General features: G+C 66.1%; 16 protein-coding genes. 10 read left to right on the forward strand and 6 right to left on the reverse strand.

Annotated elements, in window-relative coordinates; all coding sequences use genetic code 11:
• Window positions 1–127: 127 nt before the first annotated feature.
• The 7 genes from AC5RWT_RS08430 to AC5RWT_RS08460 all read left to right on the forward strand — a co-directional run bounded on the left by AC5RWT_RS08430 (window position 128) and on the right by AC5RWT_RS08460 (window position 7203).
• On the forward strand, window positions 128–1717 hold the full coding sequence (locus AC5RWT_RS08430; RefSeq protein WP_494079890.1) for a molybdopterin-dependent oxidoreductase: 1590 nt from the start codon (window positions 128–130) through the stop codon (window positions 1715–1717).
• A gap of 212 nt (window positions 1718–1929) precedes the next feature.
• Window positions 1930–2565, forward strand: coding sequence for a uracil-DNA glycosylase family protein (locus AC5RWT_RS08435; protein ID WP_494079891.1), 636 nt, complete (start codon window positions 1930–1932; stop codon window positions 2563–2565).
• Between the two features lie 140 nt (window positions 2566–2705).
• Window positions 2706–3455 carry a ZIP family metal transporter gene (locus AC5RWT_RS08440; RefSeq protein ID WP_494079892.1) on the forward strand — a complete coding sequence of 250 codons (750 nt, stop codon included), beginning with the start codon at window positions 2706–2708 and terminating at the stop codon, window positions 3453–3455.
• 25 nt (window positions 3456–3480) lie between these two features.
• Complete coding sequence (locus AC5RWT_RS08445) at window positions 3481–3885, forward strand: cation diffusion facilitator family transporter (RefSeq protein ID WP_494079893.1); 405 nt, start codon at window positions 3481–3483, stop codon at window positions 3883–3885.
• Between the two features lie 108 nt (window positions 3886–3993).
• Window positions 3994–4440 carry a cation diffusion facilitator family transporter gene (locus AC5RWT_RS08450; protein ID WP_494079940.1) on the forward strand — a complete coding sequence of 149 codons (447 nt, stop codon included), beginning with the start codon at window positions 3994–3996 and terminating at the stop codon, window positions 4438–4440.
• 166 nt (window positions 4441–4606) lie between these two features.
• A complete protein-coding gene (locus AC5RWT_RS08455; protein ID WP_494079894.1) occupies window positions 4607–6523 on the forward strand; it encodes an APC family permease in 1917 nt (638 codons plus the stop codon).
• Between the two features lie 254 nt (window positions 6524–6777).
• Window positions 6778–7203, forward strand: coding sequence for a hypothetical protein (locus AC5RWT_RS08460; protein WP_494079895.1), 426 nt, complete (start codon window positions 6778–6780; stop codon window positions 7201–7203).
• Here the strand turns inward: AC5RWT_RS08460 and AC5RWT_RS08465 are convergent.
• The 5 genes from AC5RWT_RS08465 to AC5RWT_RS08485 all read right to left on the reverse strand — a co-directional run bounded on the left by AC5RWT_RS08465 (window position 7111) and on the right by AC5RWT_RS08485 (window position 16652).
• Window positions 7111–8679: a dynamin family protein gene (locus tag AC5RWT_RS08465; RefSeq protein WP_494079896.1), complete on the reverse strand. Its 1569-nt coding sequence runs from the start codon at window positions 8677–8679 to the stop codon at window positions 7111–7113. The two genes, AC5RWT_RS08460 and AC5RWT_RS08465, sit on opposite strands and share 93 nt — an antisense overlap.
• Window positions 8676–10520, reverse strand: coding sequence for a dynamin family protein (locus AC5RWT_RS08470; protein ID WP_494079897.1), 1845 nt, complete (start codon window positions 10518–10520; stop codon window positions 8676–8678). The genes AC5RWT_RS08465 and AC5RWT_RS08470 overlap by 4 nt, the downstream gene beginning before the upstream one ends.
• A 94-nt stretch (window positions 10521–10614) precedes the next feature.
• Window positions 10615–11970, reverse strand: coding sequence for an IniB N-terminal domain-containing protein (locus tag AC5RWT_RS08475; RefSeq protein WP_494079898.1), 1356 nt, complete (start codon window positions 11968–11970; stop codon window positions 10615–10617).
• Between the two features lie 210 nt (window positions 11971–12180).
• Window positions 12181–14772, reverse strand: a complete 2592-nt coding sequence (locus tag AC5RWT_RS08480) for a helix-turn-helix transcriptional regulator (RefSeq protein ID WP_494079899.1) — start codon at window positions 14770–14772, stop codon at window positions 12181–12183.
• The gene (locus AC5RWT_RS08485; RefSeq protein ID WP_494079900.1) at window positions 14769–16652 is read right to left on the reverse strand and encodes an Hsp70 family protein; all 1884 of its coding nucleotides are present in this window, start codon (window positions 16650–16652) and stop codon (window positions 14769–14771) included. The genes AC5RWT_RS08480 and AC5RWT_RS08485 overlap by 4 nt, the downstream gene beginning before the upstream one ends.
• 569 nt (window positions 16653–17221) lie before the next feature.
• On the opposite strand from AC5RWT_RS08485, the gene AC5RWT_RS08490 reads away from it, so the two are divergent.
• The gene (locus tag AC5RWT_RS08490) at window positions 17222–17791 is read left to right on the forward strand and encodes a DUF1697 domain-containing protein (protein WP_494079901.1); all 570 of its coding nucleotides are present in this window, start codon (window positions 17222–17224) and stop codon (window positions 17789–17791) included.
• A 155-nt stretch (window positions 17792–17946) separates the two neighbouring features.
• A complete protein-coding gene (locus AC5RWT_RS08495) occupies window positions 17947–18210 on the forward strand; it encodes a PLDc N-terminal domain-containing protein (RefSeq protein WP_494079902.1) in 264 nt (87 codons plus the stop codon).
• On the opposite strand, the gene AC5RWT_RS08500 is transcribed toward AC5RWT_RS08495, so the two are convergent.
• Complete coding sequence (locus AC5RWT_RS08500; RefSeq protein WP_494079903.1) at window positions 18183–19103, reverse strand: LysR substrate-binding domain-containing protein; 921 nt, start codon at window positions 19101–19103, stop codon at window positions 18183–18185. The genes AC5RWT_RS08495 and AC5RWT_RS08500 overlap by 28 nt on opposite strands.
• A 106-nt stretch (window positions 19104–19209) precedes the next feature.
• On the opposite strand from AC5RWT_RS08500, the gene AC5RWT_RS08505 reads away from it, so the two are divergent.
• Window positions 19210–20532 (forward strand): glucarate dehydratase family protein, encoded by a 1323-nt coding sequence (locus tag AC5RWT_RS08505; RefSeq protein ID WP_494079904.1) that lies wholly within the window; start codon window positions 19210–19212, stop codon window positions 20530–20532.
• Window positions 20533–20555 lie beyond the last annotated feature (23 nt).

Below are 20555 nucleotides of genomic sequence, written 5' to 3' on the forward strand. Positions count from 1 at the left end.
AATCCGGCGGGGCGGAGAATCAGCCGGGAGTGGTTGTGTTGCGGTCATGCCGGGTAGATGATCGAACCAGGGTCCGAGGTGTCTACGGGGATGCAGGACCCGGAACCGATGGAAGGCAAGGACCGGCATGGCAGCACCGCCAGTGTCGAAGGCCGCAGTGTTGACGGCGTGGGTGCCCGCAATGTTGGCGAGCATCGTGTCAGCGGCGGTGCTCTTTGCCGTGGCGGAACTGGCCGCGGCCTTCTTCGGTCCGGCCGCCTCGCCGTTTGGCTCGGTGGGCGCCGCCGTGGTTGAGCTCTCGCCGCCTTGGCTGACCGAGTTTGCCATCTCCACGTTCGCAACGGCGGACAAACTGGTTTTGTTCATCGCCATGGGAATCGGCGCAACTATCCTGGCCGCGGGGATCGGCGTGCTGGCCCTGCGGAACTGGACCGCCGGCGCGCTCGTGGTGGCGGCGCTGGGCGTGGGCATGGTGGTGTGCGTCCTCACCCGGGCCGGGGCAGTGCCTGCGGATGCCATTCCAACCGCCTTGGGCACCGCGGTTAGTTTGTTCTGCCTGCGCTGGCTGATCCGGCTCCTGCCCAATCCGGCCGTCCCGGCCGGAGGAGAGGGAGCCGATCCGGAGGCAGCCGCACAGGAATCAGATCCGGGGCGCCGAAAATTCCTCGCGACGGCAGGGCTGATGGCGGGCGCCGCCGTCGTCATGGGGATTGCGGCCGGCGCGGTCTCCGCTGCCCGGAACGGCGCACGGCAGGTGCGCGAGGCCCTGGGGCTGCCTGCGCCGGCGCGCCCGGCCAAGCCGTTGCCGGCAGGGGTGCAGGCCCCAGTGAACGGGGCCATTCCGTTCGTGACGCCGAACGCGCAGTTCTACCGCATCGATACGGCACTGTTTGTCCCGTCGGTGGATCCGGCGGATTGGACACTGCGCGTTCACGGACTGGTGGAGGAAGGCTTCAGCATCGACTTCCAGGACTTGCTCGACGCCGATCTGGTGGAAAGCTACACCACCCTGACCTGCGTTTCGAATGAGGTGGGCGGTGGGTTGGCGGGGAATGCACGCTGGCTGGGCTATCCGCTGCGCGAACTGTTGGCGCGTGCACGGCCGCTGCCGGAGTCGGACATGGTGCTGTCCACCAGCATCGACGGGTTCACGGCTTCCACCCCGCTGGAGGTGCTCACCGATGCGCGCAACGCGTTGCTCGCGATCGGGATGAACGGCGAGCCCCTGCCACTGGAGCATGGTTTCCCGGTGCGGATGGTGGTGCCGGGGCTGTACGGGTACGTGTCCGCAACCAAGTGGGTGGTGGACCTGGAAGTGACCCGGTTTGCGGACAAGACTGCGTACTGGACCAGCCGCGGCTGGTCGGACCATGGGCCCATCAAGACGGCCTCGCGGATCGACGTGCCGCGCGCCGGGGCCAACGTCGCCGCCGGCCGGATGGCATTCGCGGGGACGGCTTGGGCGCAGCACCGGGGCATCTCGAAGGTGCAAGTGCAGTTGGACGACGGCGATTGGGCCGACGCCGAACTGGCCGCGGAGGCTTCCGTGGACACGTGGCGCCAGTGGTATGTGGGGCGCGACGATGTTTCCGCCGGCCGGCACAGGCTGCGGGTACGGGCCTGGGATGGCGACGGCAAGCTGCAGACGGAATCTCTGGCGCCGCCGGCCCCGAATGGCGCCAGCGGTTGGCACAGTATTGAATTCACCGCGGATTAACGCCCGGGTCATCTTGGTCACAGGGCGGGCAGGTCGGCCGCGGGAATCCGCACCGCGGCAGCAGGAGGCTCCCAGCTTCGGTTGCTATGCTCAATAGCCCGCCTCCCTCAGCGGCAGGCGGCCGTCCGCCACAGGTGGGCACCGCCGTCGTTCTCGGCAGACCGATTCACCTACCGTTCATTTCCCCTTCCTTCCAGGAGACCCGCACCCCGATGACCAGCCCGGCACTATCCGATCAGCACAAGGACCTCATGGACCGCAGGTACGATTCCGGCGTCGCCGACATCAACCGCCTGATTGACGAACTGCGCGAGCAGAAGCCGGGCACCGAGGTCCCGTACGTAGACCCGATCCACAACGCCGACGAATGCCGGATTGTGTCGCTGTACTCCAACATCGGGCAGGCATCGGACACTGGCTTTATCTGGCCGGGCGACCAGGAAGCCACCACGCGGATGCTTGGGCTGCAGTGGCAGCTGGGCCTACGGCCGGAATGCGTCATGCCCTGGAATGTGCACCCGTGGTTCACCCCCGGTGAAGCCAACGGCAAGCTGACGCCGAACCAGATCAGCGCCGGACTCAAGCCCCTGTTGCGGATGCTGGCGCTGGTGCCGCGGGCATCGGTGCTGGTGGCCCATGGAACCGAAGCCCAGCGGCTGGCCGCGCTGCTGCTGAAGACGGAAAACCCGCTGCTCTGGCGGCGCGGCTTCAAGACGTTCAAGGTGCGGGCGCTCAGCGGCCGGGCGTTCGCCGGTTCGCCGGCACGCCAGCAGGAATGGCTGGACGTCATGCATGAGGCCTACGCGGATGCGATGGCGCGGACCGGATTGGGCCGTCCAAGCAAGTAGCGCATCTGCGCCCCGGGCAGCATCACGAAAGCTCCGGGACTTACGTCACCCGGGGCCCCCTCCCTCCCTGCGCCCACGGCATGGTGCCGTAGCGATTTCGCCATCCCGCCGCTAGCCTGAGCTGGACGGGAGGAGCGCCAATGCCCTTGTGGATGACCGCGTTTACTTTCGGGTTGCTCGGCGGGGCCGCGCTGGTGATTGGTTGTGCTGTTGCCTGGAAGTGGACTCTTCCCGCCAAGATCGTCTCCACCATCATGGCGTTCGGCGCCGGCGTCCTGATCTCGGCTCTCGCCTTCGAACTGGTCGATGAGGCGGTGACAACCGGCGGGATCGGCGCCACGATCAAAGGCTTCCTCGTCGGCGCCAGCCTCTTTGTGGGCGCCAACGTGCTGCTGGCCAGGAAGGGCGCGAAACATCGAAAACGCTCCGGCGATCAACAGCCTGCCGAGGGCGAGGATCCGGGCAGCGGAACGGCGATCGCCGTGGGCGCCCTGCTGGATGGGATTCCGGAGTCCCTGGTGCTCGGTTTGGGCTTGGTCGCCGGAGGCACCGTCAGCCCGGCGATGCTGGGGGCGGTCTTTATTTCCAATGTCCCGGAAGGGCTCTCCAGCACGGCAGGGATGAAGAAAGCCGGGCGCAGCGCTGGCTATGTCTTTGGCGTGTGGAGCGGAATTGCTGTTCTGTCCGGCATCAGCGCGCTGATCGGCTACGTTGCGCTCCAAGACGCCCCGGCCGAGACCGTGGCCTTCATCAATGCGCTTGCGGCCGGCGCCATCCTCGCCATGATCGCCGACACCATGATTCCCGAAGCCTTCGAAGAGCATCACCTCCTCACCGGCTTCACCGCGGCGCTGGGCTTTGCCACGGCGCTGGTCCTTGAGGCCCTATGATCGCGCCGGCAAACCCAATCCGGCCATGAAGGCGACGATGCCGGCCCGCGAGGTGGAGGCGAAGTCGAGCGTTCTGACCGTCATCATCGCCTTTTGCGCCAACGCGCTGGTGGCGGTGGCAAAGTCGGTCGCGGCGGTCCTGACGGGATCTGCGTCGATGACGGCGGAGGCAGCGCACTCGTGGGCGGATACCGGGAACCAAGTCTTCTTATTTATCGCCGAGCGCCGGTCGACCAAGCCGCGGGATGCGCGCCACCCGCTCGGCTACGGGCGCGAAGCTTATGTCTGGTCCATGTTCGCCGCCTTCGGCCTGTTCACCGCCGGGGCCGTCGTTTCGGTATGGCACGGCATCCAGGTCCTGGCCAACCCCGAGCCGGCCGGCGACTTCATCGTGGCCTACGTGGTGCTGGCGCTCGCGTTTGTGCTGTAAGGGGTTTCCTTTGTACAGGCGCTGCGACAGGCCCGGAAGGGCGCCAGACTCTACCGGCGCCACACGCTGGAATACGTTGTCGTCAGTTCCAATCCCACCTTGCGGGCTGTGTTCGCCGAAGACTTTGCGGCCCTCATCGGCATTGCCATTGCCGCTTCGGGCGTCGCCCTGCATCACATCACCGGATCCGCTGTCCCGGACGCCATCGGTTCCATTCTGGTGGGCCTGCTGCTGGGCACCATAGCGGTAGTGCTGATCGACCGTAACCGAAAGTTCCTGGTCGGTGAACCCGCGACCGGCGAGGCGCGCACCGCCGTCATCAATCTGCTGTTGCAGCATCCGGAGGTGGACCGGGTGACCTACCTGCACATGGAATTCGTCGGACCCTCCCGGCTGTACGTGGTGGCCGCGGTAGACATGGCCGGCGACCTGCCCGAGCACGATGTGGCGGTGGCGCTGCGCCGGGTGGAGCACGCCCTCGAGGAGCACGACCTCATCGAAGAAGCCGTCCTCACCCTGGCGACGCCGGGCGAACAGCCCCTGCTGGGAGATTGAAGCGACCCGGCAACGCTCGTGCCCGGCCCATGACGGATCTATACTGTGGGAGCGCCCCGCGACAGGGCCTCAAACCGGGGTCCGCCGGCCGGGGCAACTGGAGAATCTGGTGCGTTGGTCGCTTGAACATACGGTCCCAGCCGTTGTGCCGAGGCCGGGTCTCCCGGTGCCGCTCCGCCACCCGCTGAGCCGCTGGCTGGTGAAGGAAAAGGTCCCGCCAGTGGGCCGGGAGAGCGCCCCGGGCACCGCGTCCTACCCTTGGTGGAAGGTCGTGTGCCTGACCGGCGTCGACTACTTTTCGACACTCTCCTACCTTCCTGGCATTGCCCTGATCGCTGTGGGACCGTTGTCGCCCCTGGCCACGTTGATGATCGTGGGGCTCACCCTGCTGGGCATGCTCCCGCTGTACCGGCGTGTGGCCGCCGAGAGTCCGCACGGACAGGGTTCGGTGGCCATGCTTGACCGGCTGCTGCCCTTCTGGAAGGGGAAGGTGGTCATCCTGGTGCTGCTCGGCTTCATCGCCACCTCCTGGATCATCACCATTACGCTCTCCGCCGCCGACGCAACGGTCCACGCGCTCGAAAACCCCTACTTCAAGGACTACCTGCACGGCGGCGCCGTACCCGTCACCATCATCCTGCTGCTGATCCTCGGAGGCATCTTCCTTGCAGGATTCAGCGAGGCCGTGGCCATTGCCGTACCGCTGGTTTCCGTGTTCCTGGTCATGAATGCCGTGGTCATCACCGCGGGACTGGCAGCGATCGCCCAAGAACCTAACTTGATCACCCATTGGACTCAGGCGGTGGCTTCGTCGCACTCAGGTCCTGGAAGTCTGGCGATGTCCCTGCTGCTGGCCTTCCCCTTACTGGTCCTGGGGCTGTCCGGATTCGAAACGGGCGTGAGCATGATGCCGCTGGTCGCGTCTACCGGCGAAACCCGGGCCCAGCGGTTGGCCTCGCGCATCCACAACAGCAGGAAGCTGCTCACGTGTGCGGCGGCCGTGATGAGCGTTTTCCTGGTGGGCAGCAGCTTCGTCACGGCGGTCCTGGTCCCGCCTGCGGCCTACGCTCCCGGTGGCCCCGCTGACGGCAGAGCCCTCTCCTATCTGGCGCACGGAATGTTTGGCGAAGGAATCGGGACATTCTACGACGCGGCAACCATCCTGATCCTGTGGTTCGCCGGAGCCTCGGCCATGGCGGGGCTGATCAACATTGTCCCGCGATATCTGCCCCGATTTGGCATGGCCCCCGAATGGACCCGGGCCATCCGACCGGTGGTCTTGGTCTACACCGGCGTCAGCATCCTGATCACCCTCGGTTTCCGGGCCGACGTCAATGCCCAGGCCGGTGCCTACGCGACGGGGATTCTGGCCATGATGGTCTCGGCGGCCGTCGCGGTGACGGTCACCGTTGCCCGCCGGCAGAAGCTCAGCGCCGCCGCCGGCTACGCGGCGCTGAGCTTGGTCCTGCTCTATGCCCTGGTGGCCAACATCGTGGAAAAGCCGGACGGCATCGCCATCTGCGGACTCTTCGTCCTCGGCATGGTCGCGGTCTCGCTGGTCTCCCGGGTCACCCGGACGACCGAGCTACGCACCGAACGCATCGAGTTCGACGAGACTGCCCGGCGGTTCATCAGCGATTCGCTGGACTATGACGGCGCGCTGAACATCATTGCCAAACGAGGGCACGGCAGCCAGTCCGATTACAACGCCAAAGAGGCCTCCCAACGGTACATGAATGCCGTCCCGGGAACTGCTGACGTCTTGTTCCTCGAGATCGACATTGTTGACCCGTCTGCCTTCACCAAGGTGCTGCGCGTCCGCGGCGTGGACGTCGATGGGTACCGGGTGCTGCGGGCGGACAGTTCCGCTGTGCCGAACGCGATTGCGTCCATCCTCTTGGCGGTCCGGGACGCGACCGGAGTCCGACCTCACGCCTATTTCGACTGGTCCGAGGGCAACCCGCTGGGCCACCTCTTCCGCTATCTGCTCTTGGGACAGGGGGACACAGCGCCCGTAGTCCGCGAAATCATCCGCCAAAACGAGCCCGATCCGGCCCGCCGCCCCGGAATCCATGTGGGCTAGCAGACCTCGGAAGTATTGGGAGCACCATTGCGGCCCGAAGGGGCGGCGGTTAGATTACTGGCATGTCTCATGAACCAGGAATGGGGGCGCCTGGTGCTCAGGGAACCGGGAGTTTGTCCGGCGAACCGGAACGTCCTGCGCCGCCGCGTCCGCCATTGTCCGACCACACACCAGCACCCATCAGCGCGATCCCGACGCCGCCGCCTGCCGTCAAAAGGGTCCGGTTCCTGTGGATCCTGAGTTTCGCTTCCGGGGTGATCGCGGGGATCTTCGCGTTCTTCGCCCGGGAGGCGGTCCTGGAGCACGTGCGCGGGCTCATCAACGGCCTGGAACGAGGCGACGACCAGGAGACCGTGGAGGCCCTCGCGGTGGTGGTCTTTTGGGGGACCTTGGGCCTGCTGGCGCTGGTCATCCTGGTTGAAGCAGTGCTGCTGGTTGTGCTGCTGCGCCGGCACGGGAAAGTGCGCTTTGTGCTGCTGGCCATGTTGCTTGTCCATGGAATAGTCACCCTTATGGCCGATGCCTTCCTGGCGGCCCCCGGCGATCAAGAGCTGGGCATCAGAGTCCTACTGCTGATGCAGCTGGCCCTAGCCGGCGCGGCGGTAGTCGCCAGCGTCCTGCACGGGGCCGGCCAATGGTTCCGAGCCGAGGACCAGACGCGCGGCCACCCGGCCACCTGAACCGGGCTGCATCCCGGCCAGCAGTTCCTCGCAGCTGCGCACCACCGTTTGGCAGGCTTCGGCGACGGCCCGGCCGCGCAGTGGATCAGCCGCTACCGCGTGCCAACGTCGCAGGCACGCCAGGGCGTGTTCCCGCAGCTCGTCCTCGGACGTGTCTCTGGACAGTCCCAGCCGCTCATGGGCAGCAACACCGTCGCCGCCGATCATGCGTTCGGCTTCGGCGGCCAATTGCGCTTCCAGCGGCAGCCCCGTGGTGCGCGCTACCGCCAGCAGCCGCAGCTCGCGGAAGGCGTGGGCGCCGGCGAGCAACCGTTCCAAAGTTGCCGCGACCGCGTCCGTGCCGGAACGCGGATGTTCCTTCAGCAGCTTTTCGATGCCGATCAGGGCGGTGCGGGCTTTCAGCTGTCCGGCACGGGCCTGGAACTGCCCGGTCATCACGGCCAGCAGTTCGTCCAGCCCACTTCGGCGGGCCAGTTCGTGGGCCAGCACGGTCGGATCCGAGATGCCTCCGCGGAGCAGCGCCGCTGCCAGCCGGAGTCCGAAGACCCCGAACCGGTCCAGCAAGTCCGCACGCGCTTCCGGCGACGCCGTCAGCGGACCCCCGGGGCGGACGAACCGGTCGGCGGACAGCAGGAGACGCTCCCGCTCCCGCCTGTCCAGGGACGCGAGTTCGCTGAGGACGGAGAACTCCGCCTGCCTCAGGCTGCGGGCCGTTTGCGCCAGCAGGCCGGCAATCGGGACCACCCCCAACGCCAGCGAGCGCAAGGCGCCATCTCGACGGTAGCGTGCGGCGATCTCCTGGGCGGAGAGCAGGGCATCGATCCGGCCCGCTCCGACCTCGTCCGCGCGGGACAATACCGCCAGCGCGTTCACCGTACCGCTCTGTCCGGCCGCGGTGTCCCGGAAAGACTCCAAGAAGCCGAGGTCGGATGCGTGCAGGTGCCGCAGCAGGTAGATGATGGCATCCGCCTCCGAGGGCGCGTCGCTGGGCGCCAGGAACTCCGTGGAGCGGGCCGACACGTCCCGGGAGAGCGAGGCGATGCCGGGTGTGTCGATCAGCGTGATGTCCCGTAAGGTCCTGGACGGCCAGTCCACCACCAGCCGGGCGACGTCGCCGGCCTCGATCCCGCCGAGCTCGAAGACCAGCCGGCCGTCCGTTCGCCTGACCGGCACGTTCCGTGGCGGTCCGACCCGCGGGTACAGGGTGATCCGCGGAGTGTCGCTGTAGCGATACCACGTGACCACCCTGGTGCACTCCCCCGTGTCGGTCGGTGCGATCTCCTCGCCAATGATGGCGTTGAGCAGCGTCGATTTGCCGGCCTTAACCATGCCGGCGATGGCCACCCGCAGGGGCTCGTCGAGCCGGCGCGCATAGCCCTCCAGCACCTGGCGCACGGCCGGGTCGTCGCGGTAGGCGTCGATCGCCTCCCGGACCAGCCCGCGCGCCGCCTCCAGGTCCGCTCCCGCTCCGTTCATGCCTGTACCGCCAGCTGCGGCGCGGTGTCCAGCGCCAACGCCTGTTTGCGCAGCGCTTCAACGAGGGCGAGCGACGCCTTGATCTCCCGGATCCGCAGGTCGCGTTCCTGGTTGAAATGGCTCGCTGCCTTTTGTGCGGCCAGCACTGAATCGGCCAACGAGCGGTGGTGCTCTTCGGCCAGCGCGGTGAAATGGTCGCGGGTGGACCGCTGGACCATCCGTAGCCGGTCCTTGAGCTGCTTGCCCACCTGGAACACGACCTCGTCAACCTGTTTCCGGACCAACGCCTTGGCTTCCTGCTGGCGCCGCTTCAACCTGGCTTCCTTGTCTTCCCGGTACGCCTTGCCGCCGAGCAGCAGGCCGGCGCCGACCGAGATCGGGTTGATCAACGCCATCCCCATGATTCCGGTCAGCAGGCCGAACATCAGCACCCCTCCGTACGAGCCGCGCATGCCGATCAGGATTTTCTGGACCGGTCCCATCCGGCCGGGATCCAGGCCCGGGATCCCCTCCACCGGATCCAGCACGTTCTCCGTGGAGTCCACGTGCAGCAACGGCAGGGTTACCTCGTCGCGGTTGAAGTGCTCGGCGACGTTTTCCGCCAGCCACAGCGACCGCTCGTTCGTCCACACGAAGGTGTCTGATACGGCAGACGCGACCCGCTGTTCCAGCCAGTGCACGAACTGGTCCCACTGCGGACCGGGATCGCCAGCATCGATGGACTGCTCCGCGTCCCGCATAATACTGCGCAGCCGGTCGCGCAGGTCATGTTCCATATCCGAGATGAGGTCGCTCATGCCGTCGTTGAGCGTGACCTGCCAGCGGGAAGAACGACGGCGGAGCTCATCTGCGCGTTCCTTGGCCGCTTCCAGTTCGGCGAGCATTTCGGGCGTGCCGTCCGGATTTTCCAACGCGCTCAGTTCGGACTTCAGCGACAGCCGCAAATGATCGGTCGCCGAGACCAGGTCCTGCGCCACCGAACGCCGCTGGAGCCGCTCGCTCTGCGCCAGGATGTTGTTCCGCAGGTATGCCACCAGCTCCGGGAACCCTGATTCGGCATTCAGTTCACCGTCGCGCAGGGCGGCGGCCTGCAGGCGCAGCTCCGAGGAGATCGGAATCAGCGGCATGTCCGCCCCGATCCGCTGCAGATGCCCCCGGTCCAGCTCGGCCACCTTGCGCCACTGCGGATACAGGTCCGTCTTGGACAGGACGCCGGCCACATTCGGGCAGATCCGCTGGGCCTGCCGGAGAAACCGGAGTTCCGGTTCGGTGAACTCCTGCGATGCATCGGAGACCAGCAGCATGGCATCCGCCGTCGGCAGCGCGGTCAGCGTGGTCAGGGAGTGCGCCGAGTCCAGTCCGCCGACGCCCGGAGAGTCGACCAGGGCCAGCCCGCCGTCCAGGACCTTGCGCGGGAGCAAGACTTCCGCGGCTGCCAAACGGCGCTCGTTGCCCGGGTTGCCCCGTTCCGAAACGTGCTGGGCGAGCTCCTCGAGAGCGATCGGACGACGCTCCAGCTCCCCTTCCCCGTCCGCGGACTCGCTGCCGTCCTTCGGCACCAGGATCACGGCCGAGGCGGGATCCCCCTGTTTCACCACGGTAGGCACGGAGGTGGCGACGTCGTCGTCGATGGGACAAACCGGTGCGTGCACCAGCGCGTTGATCAATTGGCTCTTGCCCTGCTTGAATTCGCCGACGACGATCACCCTGGTGGTGGGGTCCTTCAGGCGCTTGAGAGTTTGTTCCAGGCGACGCTGCAAGTCTGCGCGTTCGCCCTTCTTGGCCAGTTCCAGGCCCTGTTCCACCAGTTTGACGAGCTCGGCCACCGTATCCCCTCCCATTTCCGGCCCTAGCCGGACCGTGACGCTGTCCAGCAGGAGGTCCCCCGGCCTCCTGCTGGACAGCTGATCTGTCGTGATTCAGTTGTCAGATCGGTTACTCGACCACAACATCCGCGTCGACCACGTCGTTATCGGTCAGCAGATCGTTGTTGTCGTTGTCCGCGATGACGACCGAGTCGTTGACCGACTCGTCAATCTCGGTGAACTCCAACTCGAATTCGTTGCCGATCGCACTGCCGTCATTACCGATGGCGTTGCCGTCGTTGCCGATCGCGTTGCCGTCGTTGCCGATCGCGTTGCCGTCATTACCGATGGCGTTGCCGTCATTACCGATCGCGTTGCCATCGTTGTCGATCGCGTTGCCGTCGTTGCCGACCACGTTGCCGTTGCCATCAATGCCGTCGTTGTCCTGGGAAGCGTCGACGTCGATGTCACCGGTCGTGACGTCGATTCCGTCGTTGTCTTGGGAGGCATCGATGGCGACGTCGCCAACGGTGACGTCATTGTCTTCGTTGCCAACATTCTCCAGATCAACGCTTCTGGAGTTGTCGTTGAACGAGTCCTCCACGTCGACGTCCAGATCGAGGTCCGTGTTGTAGGAGTCCTCGATGGAGTGGTCATCGTTGGTGGAGTGGTCCTCGTTGTAGGAGTCCTCGATGGAGTTGTCCGTGTTGCCGATCGCGATTCCACCGCCGACGTCGCCCGTCGTCAGGTTGATGGAGTGGTCGTTTTCGTCGCCGGTGGAATTGTCCACATCGACATCCCCGCCGGCCGCGATCGAGTCGTCGCCCGATGCCACCACGGCGTCGTTGTCGAACCACTGAGTGACGTCCCCGTCGGCCCAGATGTTCTGGTTCACGGACTGGTCAACGTTGGTGTCCCGGTCGTCGATGTTGGAGGTGTAGGAGTAGTTGTTGACGATGTGCGTCAACTGCTGCACCGCGTGGTCATGGTCGTCGTCGCCATGGCCGCGGCCCCCGCCGCCGTGGTCGTCATCATCGTCGTCCCGGCCGCGTCCGTGGCCGCGGTCATCGTCGTCGTCCCGGCCGCGTCCGTGGCCGCGGTCGTCATCGTCGTCCCGGCCCCGCCCGTGGCCATGGTCGTCGTCGTCGTCCCGGCCCCGCCCATGCCCATGGTCGTCATCGTCGTCGTCATCGTCGTCATCCTCGTCGCGTCCGTGACCCCAGCCACCGTTGTCGCTGGACCAATCGCCGGTGTCACCGCCGTGGTTGCCACCGGTGTTGTACTCGCGGTCGAAGGACGAGCCCGAACCAACCGGTGCGTAGTCCAGGATGACCGGCATGATCGCGTCCACGTCATCCGAGCAGACGTCGGACAGGCCGGCGCTGGCCAAGGCTGCGTCCGGGTTTTCGTTGAATTCGTCGGCAGCGCGCGGATCCCGGAGCAGGTTCATGATGAATTCGAGAAGTGAGCTAGCAAGCGTAGGCATTATATTGATTCCCCAATCTAGGTCCTACTGGATGTGGCCAAAACTATGGATGGTGGCCCGCCGAGCTAGGTTGCTTGGCTTGATTCAAAGCTACGGTCGGGGTGCTGCTGCCGGCATCGGGGCTTCCTCCCCCGCTCCCCGACCCCCGGAGGGGGATTGCCGCTTCCGGGGACTAGGGAGGGTGGGTCCAGGTCCCGCTACGACGCGGAACTACGGGCCTTGCGAGCCGTCCTCGCCCAGCGCAAGCCGCAGCTGGGTCAACAGCTCGGAGCGGTTTGAAGCCCCTAACCGCCGTCGGATCCGCGCGATGTGATGTTCGGCGGTGCGCGGCGAGATGAAAATCGCGGCGCCGATCTCTCGGTAGGTCTTGCCCTCCAAAACCAGCCGGGCCACTTCGCGCTCCCGCTCGCTCAAGGCTGCCTCCGGAGCAGATGCCTTTCCGGTGGTGGCGGTCATCCGCGGCTCGTACTCGGCGGCGGTGGACTGGGCGGGATGGTTAGCCTCGGTTGTGCCTCGCGTCCCTGGGTGTAGGTCCCGGGCGCAGGCCAAGAGTCGGCTCATGTCCTTGCGCTCTTCGGCGTGCGCTGCTGCATGCCCGGCCAGCCGGGCCCCGTCCCAGGTCAGGCCGGCGGCCGCGAGCGCGCGGGCGGATTCCTCAACGGTCCGCGGTTCAATCCTGCCCGCGAGGACGGAAACCCAGCACCGGCCGGCTGCCGCGAGCACGGCGGCCAAGTGATACTTTCCCGAGGCCCGCACCAGCGCCGAGGCGTGGGGTGCCAGCTCGGTTGGCTTCTCCGCCAGGATGGCGGCCTGGACGGCGTACCAGCGCAGCGGGGTGGACCATAACGCAGGTTCGTCCAGCTTTTCCAACAGCGCCCACGCGTCGGCCAGATGCGGACGAAGCCGTTCGGAATCGCGCAGGCGGGCGGCTGCCACCGCCAGTTCGCCCAGCGGCAAGAGGTTATAGAGGTCGACGGCGACGTGCAGCAGCCGTCCCCGCGCACGTTCCCAGGCACGCACCAAACCAGCCATGTCATCGGTCCGGCGGGCCAGGCCCACGTGCAAGGCGTCCAGCAACAATTCGTCGCGCGGAGTAGGACGGATTCCGCCGGCGGTGGCCTCCGCTATAGCAGCACTGGCGTTGTCTGGATGATCCTGCAGCATGGCGACCCATGCGCGCAGAAGCAGCAACCGGAGCCGACCGGCCCGCCCGCCCTGGCCCCCGCGCAGCGCATCGTCGAGCACGGATTCGGCCACCGAAAGCTCCCCGCTGTGCAGTGCCACCAGGGCGGCAAGTGCCGCCGGGCTGTCGGGCAGTGGGATCGCGGCGCCGGAGGCAGTCAGCATGTCGGAGGCACGGACCAGGGCTGGAAGTGCGCGCTCGGTGTGTTCACCAACGGATTCCGCGATGCCTTGTCCCATGAGCGAAACGGCGACGTTCGTCAGCGTTGGTGATTCTTCCGGCCGGCCGGCGGCGAGCAGGCTCCGGGCGGCGGTGCGGTCACCAGTGCCGATCATTACGACGGCGGCGAGGGCCTTGGACGCGTCGGCGGCAGGCGCGCCAACCCAGCGGTAAACCTGGGCGCTGCGCGCCAGCATGCCCCGCTGAGCCCACAACGACGCCGCCACATCCGCGCCCCGGTGTTTGTCTGGTGCCTCGGGTTGCGACAGGAGGGGGTCCACAAGCCGGCCGGCGCCCTCAAGGTCACCGGTGGCCAAAGCCGCCTGGGCGCGGCGCGCCGCCGTCGACACTTCCGGCGCACCGGCAGCCGTCGCTTCCTCGTAGAGCATTGCAGCCAAGTGCGGCTCCGTCGCCAGGGCACTATCGCCTGCTGATTGGAGGGTGCTGGCCACCCGCGGATCTTGGAATCCCCCTTGGGCCAGACCACGGGCCATGTCAGTGGGATCCGGGGTATTGCCGGTGGACAGGAGGTCGGCCAAGGCAAGCTGGGCCGTCCGCACCTGGTGCAGCGGGGTGGTCTGAAGCAGGACGCTGCGCATCAGCGGGGGAAGGCAGCCCTCCGGCAGGATCAATCCGGCGGCCGCCGCCTGTGACATCAGAGGGTCGATGCCGCCCGATGCGTCCTCCACGCCGGCCGGCAGGGGCCCGGCTGGATCGAAACCGACCGCCAGGGCCAGCAGCAATTCGCGAAGTTCCGGCTCCAGCCGTTCCAGTTCATAGCCCACCTGGTCGACTAACCCGCCGAACTCCAGCGGATCTTTCGGCAGCGTGCGGCTTCCATCGTCCACCGCTTCCAAGGCGTGCTGGACCAGCCACGGCATGCCGCCTGTGAGTTCGAAGATCCGGTCAACGACGGAACCGGAAAGCGCTTCCCCATGGGTGGCCGCGGCGTGGGCGGCGACGTCGTCCCGGGTCCATGATCCCAGCAGGACCGGCCGGCGGTGGGCCTCTAACTTTGCCGTCAGCCGTTTCAGAGCCGGCAGCTGGGGCCACAAGCGATACGCGACGACGACGTTGACAGGCTGCCCGTCGACCAGCCGGTGGATGCGTTCCAAGTCGAGGTCGTTCCACTGATGTGCATCGTCGATCAGTACGGTAGTGCCCTCGTCCACGGTGCCGTGCTGCAGGACGTGCCTTCCCGAACTGACGGCGATTCCTGCCTCGCTGTAGACCATCGCCAAGTTCTCCAGCAGGGTGCTCTTGCCCGAGCCGCCCGGCCCGGACACGCTGGCCAGCAATTGTGACCGAGGGTCCCTTGAGGCCTCCGTCAACAATTGCATGGCTTTCCGGTTCACCAGCCGCCGCACAGCGGCCGCGTGGACGGCTCTCGCAGCCGTCATGCCGGCACCGAAGGAGTCGCCTCGGCGGCCGGAGCAGTCGGTGGCTCGGCGCCTGTCGAAGCCGGTGATGTCGGAACGTCGGCTGGCGGAGCTTCGACAGCGGCGTCCGATTGCGTCGGCTCCGGCGCCGGGGCTGGCTCCGCCGGCACAGGCTCTGGTTCGGTGGTCGGTACAGGAGTAACAACCGGGTCCGGCACGGAGGTGGAAGGTACGGGCGCCGGACTCGGCTGTGACGGTTGGGTCGGCACCGGAGTTCCAGGATTTGCCGGAGCAGGAGTGCCGGTGCCGCTGTTGGTGCCGGAATCGGGTGTCGTGCCGGGATTACCAGTCGATGTGCTGCCGGTACCTGTCGCGGGGGTCCTGCCCGGAGCAGTCCCCGGTGTGCCGTTCGGCGCCGTCGTTGACGTTCCCGCCGTCTGATCCTGCGGGGCGTTCCCGTTGGGGTCCGACGTGGGCGCATCTTCGGCGCTCTGGCCGGCCTTGTCGGCCGTCTCTGTATCCGGGGTGTCCCACGAAACGACAGGACTCAAACCGGGCGGAGGTGTCTCAGCGGCCAGCACGGAATTTGCCGGACCGGCGCCTTCGCTCTGCTGGTAAGCACTTCCGGGTATGTAGCTGTTCCGTTCTGCGGCGCTGCCTTGGGCAATCCCCGGCAATGAGCCGAACAAACCGAAATCATGGGGACTGTAAGCGGCGGTTGCGGTCAACGCCGTCAGGGCGGCCGCCGCCACTGTCACAGCGGCGGCACGCATGGCGAAGGCGGGCTTCCGGGCGGCTCCCACGCTGTGGGTCGTCGACGCGACATCGGCAGGAGGCTCGAAGGACGGAACCTTCCGTTCGTCCGCAATATTCGTCCCTGCTGCTCCGTCTTCCACACTGCGCTCGTGGGCCAGGGCCAGATTGTTTCGCGCCACGAAGTAGGCGGCGCCCAAGCTGATCGAAGCCTTCGGATCCGCGTCTATGGCGATGGGACGCCCCAACTCGGCGGACAGCATTTGAGCGACCAACGGGATCCGGGACGAGCCCCCGGTCAGCAGGACAGCAGTCAGGTCAGCGGAGTCAATCTCCGCCGCCTCGAGTGCCCGGTGCAGGGAACCGATAGTATCGCGCACCAAGTACTCAATCAGGCCTTCGAATTCTGTCCGCACCAGCCGGATTCCCGCCTGCAACTCCGGCAGTAAAACGGGGATCGTCGCCTCGGAATCCGCTGAGAGGGCTTCTTTGGCTTCGACGCACTCGCGCCTGATTCGGTCCAGGGCCAGACGCGTCTCCGGTGCGCTGAGGTCTACGCCGCCGAATCCGCCGTCGAGGTTTGCAGCCACGTGGGCAAAGACAAGATCGTCGACATCCGCTCCACCCACCCGCTCAAGGCCTTCGGGCCTGCCCAGCAGGGTGAACGAGGATGCGTCGTCCTTGTGCAAAACGGCGGCATCAAAGGTGCCGCCGCCGAAGTCATAGACTGCGATCAGGCTTCCGGCCGCCACACGTGTCTGCGAGGCGTAGTGCAAGGCCGCAGCTTCAGGCTCGCTCAGCAGCACCACGTCGGCCAGTCCGGCGGCGGCCAGTGCGTCCCGGATCAGTCCCGTCTTGTAGTCGCCCCAGCTAGCCGGATGGGAAACCACCACGCTCTCCGGGGCCTCGCCTTCGCGTTCCTGAGTCCTGTCGACAACCCATCGGACTACCGTGGCGAAAATACTCTCGGGCGTGACGAACAGGTCCCCCACCATGATCGGCACAGAATCGCCGATCCGCCGCTTGAATTCGCGAACCACCCGCTCAGGGAAACTGGTTCCCCGCCGCTCGGCGGCCTCACCGACCAGGACGGTACCATCATCGCCCAGATAGATGACTGACGGCACAGTCGCCGCACGCGAACCCAATCCAACAGCCTGCGGTTGCTGAACGGCACGATCCCCTTCCCCATATCGGACAGTCGCTGCTGCCGTAAAACTTGTGCCGACATCGACACTTAGTACATAGGCCATGAATCCCCCATTGGACGTCCAGCGAGGAACGTCCCCACCGTTCTTCGTGCTGTTATAGAGCCCCGCTCTGCTTCCCCCGCGGCACGCCCGCAACCATAGGTAGCCCCTGCGAATGACACCCTCAACTGTCGTCCGCGTGCCCCAAACGTGAATCCGGTATTCATGCGATACCGTTCCAACACCGTTCAGCGTAGGAGCGCTTCAGCGCTAAGACAAGGGAAGATTTCCGCCTGGAGCCGTCGATCTGGTCGCCCTAAATTTGGTTAATGGTTCACTCCGCACATGGTTAATGGTTACGACCTACGCCCCCTACTCCCCCGGTATTGCAACCTCCCGTTGCTACATATGCAGTTCTTAGCATCGGAGGGACTCCAAGGTTTCACCGGCCATCCGGTCAACCGATTACATCTACTGCATACAACGAAAAACCGTCCCGTGGTCGGCACTCAGGGCACAATAAAAATATGTCTGTCACGACCTTGCCTTCCCACACCTTTGCGGTCTTCCTGCGGGGTATCAATATCGGTGGAATCCGGATTGCCATGAAGGATTTGAGTCAGGTCCTCGCCGATTCCGGATTCACGGAGGTGCAAACGGTCCTGGCGTCGGGCAACGTGGTACTCCGTGCCGAGACGAATGATCCGGCAGCCGTCAAGGAAAGCGTCCAAGCAACCTTGCGCGCTGCCTTCGGCTACGACGCCTGGGTGATCGTCAAGAGCCGGGAACAAGTAGCGGCCATCATCGACGGTTACCCTTTTACGCCGGCCGATGACGGAGTCCCCAAGCATGCGTACGCGGTGATCACCACGGGTCAGGACGTTGTGAAACAGATGCTCGAGGACTGCCCCGGACTGTCGCCCGAAGAGCGTGCTGTTGCTGGCGGCGACGTCTTGTACTGGGAAGTGCCCAAAGGCAGCACGTTGGAGTCGAAGCTTTCCAAGCACCTAGCCAAGGCGAAGTACAAGCCGCTGACCACTACCCGGAACCTGAACACGATGCACAAGGTGCTGGCCAAGTTTCCGCCACAGAACTGACGGTCGGGGCACGTGCTACTCCGGGTGGAGGGCACCAGCACCGAAATTTCATCCTCTGGGAGGATAGCCCGCCGCAAGGTGGCGATTCTAGACTCGTAGCAGGCAGTCCATGAGCCGGCGCAGCCGGATTTAGGGCGTTTCAGGGAGGGGGGCCTTTGCTGTTCGACTCAGTCACGTGGATATCAGCGCTTGTCTGTGCCGGCCCGTTTGCCCTTCTCCTGGCAGCCGGAGCGCTGGTCAGCATATGGCGGAGCAACCGCCAGCGAACAGCTAAATTGGGCTGGTCCCTGGTAGCGCTGGCACTTCCACTTCTCGGCCCGCTGGTCTGGTTCCTGACCGCGTCGCGCTGGGCGGCCGCCAGTTTGCCCCGGCCCGACATTGCTCCCGCACATCAGGCCGCCGGGCCCACGGCACCCTGAGGGTCGTCCAGGATCAGCTCCAGCAGGCGAATCACAGCGGGGTTCGCGGTGGTCTCGCTCCAGGCAACGTGCAGGTCAGCCCGATTAAGGTCGGCGAGCCCGGAAGGCCCCCGCAATTCTTCGAAGCTGACGCCGGGCGGTGCAAAGTCCATGGATGAGCCCGGCACCAAGGTCACCCCCAGCCCGGCGGCCACGAAAGCCAACAACGCCGGTGCCTGGCTGGCGAACTGCGTGACGTTCGCCTGCACCCCGGCACTTTCGTAGAGCCGCATGACCAGATCGTGGAAATAACGGGCTTCGGCAGTTGAATACATCATCAGTGGCAGCCCATCCAGCTGCTTGAGGAATACCCCGTTTCCGGTCGCCAGCTCGTGCCCCTCCGGCAAGGCCACCACCAGCCGGTCCTCCATGAACGGCCGCGTGACCACTCCCGGGCGCGCGACGATAGGCCGTAGCAATCCGATGTCGATTGCCCCTCGGGAGAGCGCTTCCAGCTGGTCGACCGAGACCGCTTCACGCAGGACCAAGGACACACCTGCGATCTGTTCACCGGCCTTGCGGAGGATGCCCGGCAAAGCCGCCTGTCCGGCTATCGCCGTGTAGCCGATAACAATCGAACCGGCATCGCCGGTGGCCACACGGCTCACATCCAGCGACGTCTTCGTGCACAGGTCCAAGATCCGGCGCGCGCTGGGCAGCAGCACCTTGCCCGCTGCCGTCAGCTCGACCTTCCGGCTGCTGCGCTCGAACAATTGGGCATCGAGGTCACGTTCCAGCAGCTGGATCTGACGGCTCAACGGCGGCTGCGTCATGTTGAGACGCGCCGCGGCCGCACCGAAGTGCAACTCCTCCGCCACGGCCACGAAGGACTCCAGCTGGATCAGCGAAAACATCAATTCACTCCTTGCATGGTTGCGTGCATATCTTAGCTTGGACAGGCATGGATCGCGGCCTTTAGCGTGAAGGGAGTCACTCTCCCACCCGCCAGAAAGGACTGCGATGTCCACCGTCTTCGAAACCCAGGGCCGCCGCGACAGCAGCACCTCACCGCTCGGCCAGGCCTCCGTCACAGGAGTCACCATCACGCCGGTAGCCTTCGCCGATCCGCCGCTGCTGAATACCGTGGGCGTACACGAACCATATGCGCTCCGGGCCATCGTGCAGCTCCACACGGATGCGGGCGTCACCGGGCTGGGCGAGACCTATGGGGATGCCGCCCATCTGGCACGTCTCCGAATGGCCGCCAAGGCCGTCACCGGTGCCGACCCGTTTAACATCAACGACCTGCGCACCCGCGTTGCCCGGGCGTTGTCCGCCGACAGCACTCAGGGCGGCCATGGGATGAGCGGTATGGTCACCGGCTCTTCGACGGCGGACCGCGTGCTCTCGCCGTTCGATGTGGCGGCCCTCGATATCCAGGGCAAGCTGCTCGGCTTGCCGGTCAGCGCCCTGCTGGGCGGCGCGGTCCGCGACGCTGTACCGTTCAGCGGTTACCTGTTCTACAAGTGGGCGGGCCACCCCGGGCTGGCCGACGATGAGTGGGGCGCGGCGCTGGATCCCGAGGGGATCGTGGCTCAGGCGCGGCGCATGGTCGACGCCTACGGCTTCACCGCGCTCAAGCTCAAGGGCGGCGTCTTTGAGCCCGACGCCGAGGCTGCCGCCATCGAAGCCCTGCGGGCGGAGTTCCCCGACCTCCCGCTGCGGATCGATCCCAATGCCGCGTGGACTGTTGAAACCTCCATCCGCATTGGCCGCCGGCTTGGGGGAATCCTCGAGTATCTGGAGGATCCCACGCCCGGGATCGAGGGCATGGCCGACGTCCGCCGCCAGGTGCCGCTGCCGCTGGCCACCAACATGTGCGTGGTCAGCTTCAACGACCTGCCGCCGGCGGTGGCTGCCGGGGCCGTGGACGTGGTTCTCTCCGACCACCACTTCTGGGGCGGGCTGCGCCGGTCGCAGACTCTGGCTGGCATCGCCGAAACATTCGGTCTGGGCCTGTCCATGCACTCCAACTCCCATCTCGGCATCAGCCTAGCCGCCATGGTCCATCTGGCCTCCGCCACCCCCAATCTGGACTACGCGTGCGATACCCACTGGCCTTGGAAGCGCGCGGACGAGGACGTAGTGCTCCCCGGCCCCCTGGCGTTCCGCAACGGCACAGTCACCGTCCCCACTGCGCCCGGACTTGGTGTGGAACTGGATCCGGAGGCCCTGGAACGGTTGCACCGGCAGTACCTGGCCAGCGGCATCACCGAACGCGACGACACCGGCTACATGCGGCGGATCCAGCCCGGCTACGAGCTCAAGAGTCCGCGGTGGTAACCGCGGGCACCGCCACGCCAGGC

Source organism: Arthrobacter sp. Dra40 (assembly GCF_059091905.1).

Bases quoted from the DNA above. Each gene is read 5' to 3' on its own strand.
- AC5RWT_RS08430 (WP_494079890.1), top strand. From the start codon at position 128: ATGGCAGCACCGCCAGTGTCGAAGGCCGCAGTGTTGACGGCGTGGGTG.
- AC5RWT_RS08435 (WP_494079891.1), top strand. From the start codon at position 1,930: ATGACCAGCCCGGCACTATCCGATCAGCACAAGGACCTCATGGACCGC.
- AC5RWT_RS08440 (WP_494079892.1), top strand. From the start codon at position 2,706: ATGCCCTTGTGGATGACCGCGTTTACTTTCGGGTTGCTCGGCGGGGCC.
- AC5RWT_RS08445 (WP_494079893.1), top strand. From the start codon at position 3,481: ATGAAGGCGACGATGCCGGCCCGCGAGGTGGAGGCGAAGTCGAGCGTT.
- AC5RWT_RS08465 (WP_494079896.1), bottom strand. From the start codon at position 8,679: ATGAACGGAGCGGGAGCGGACCTGGAGGCGGCGCGCGGGCTGGTCCGG.
- AC5RWT_RS08470 (WP_494079897.1), bottom strand. From the start codon at position 10,520: ATGGGAGGGGATACGGTGGCCGAGCTCGTCAAACTGGTGGAACAGGGC.
- AC5RWT_RS08475 (WP_494079898.1), bottom strand. From the start codon at position 11,970: ATGCCTACGCTTGCTAGCTCACTTCTCGAATTCATCATGAACCTGCTC.
- AC5RWT_RS08480 (WP_494079899.1), bottom strand. From the start codon at position 14,772: ATGACGGCTGCGAGAGCCGTCCACGCGGCCGCTGTGCGGCGGCTGGTG.
- AC5RWT_RS08490 (WP_494079901.1), top strand. From the start codon at position 17,222: ATGTCTGTCACGACCTTGCCTTCCCACACCTTTGCGGTCTTCCTGCGG.
- AC5RWT_RS08500 (WP_494079903.1), bottom strand. From the start codon at position 19,103: ATGTTTTCGCTGATCCAGCTGGAGTCCTTCGTGGCCGTGGCGGAGGAG.
- AC5RWT_RS08505 (WP_494079904.1), top strand. From the start codon at position 19,210: ATGTCCACCGTCTTCGAAACCCAGGGCCGCCGCGACAGCAGCACCTCA.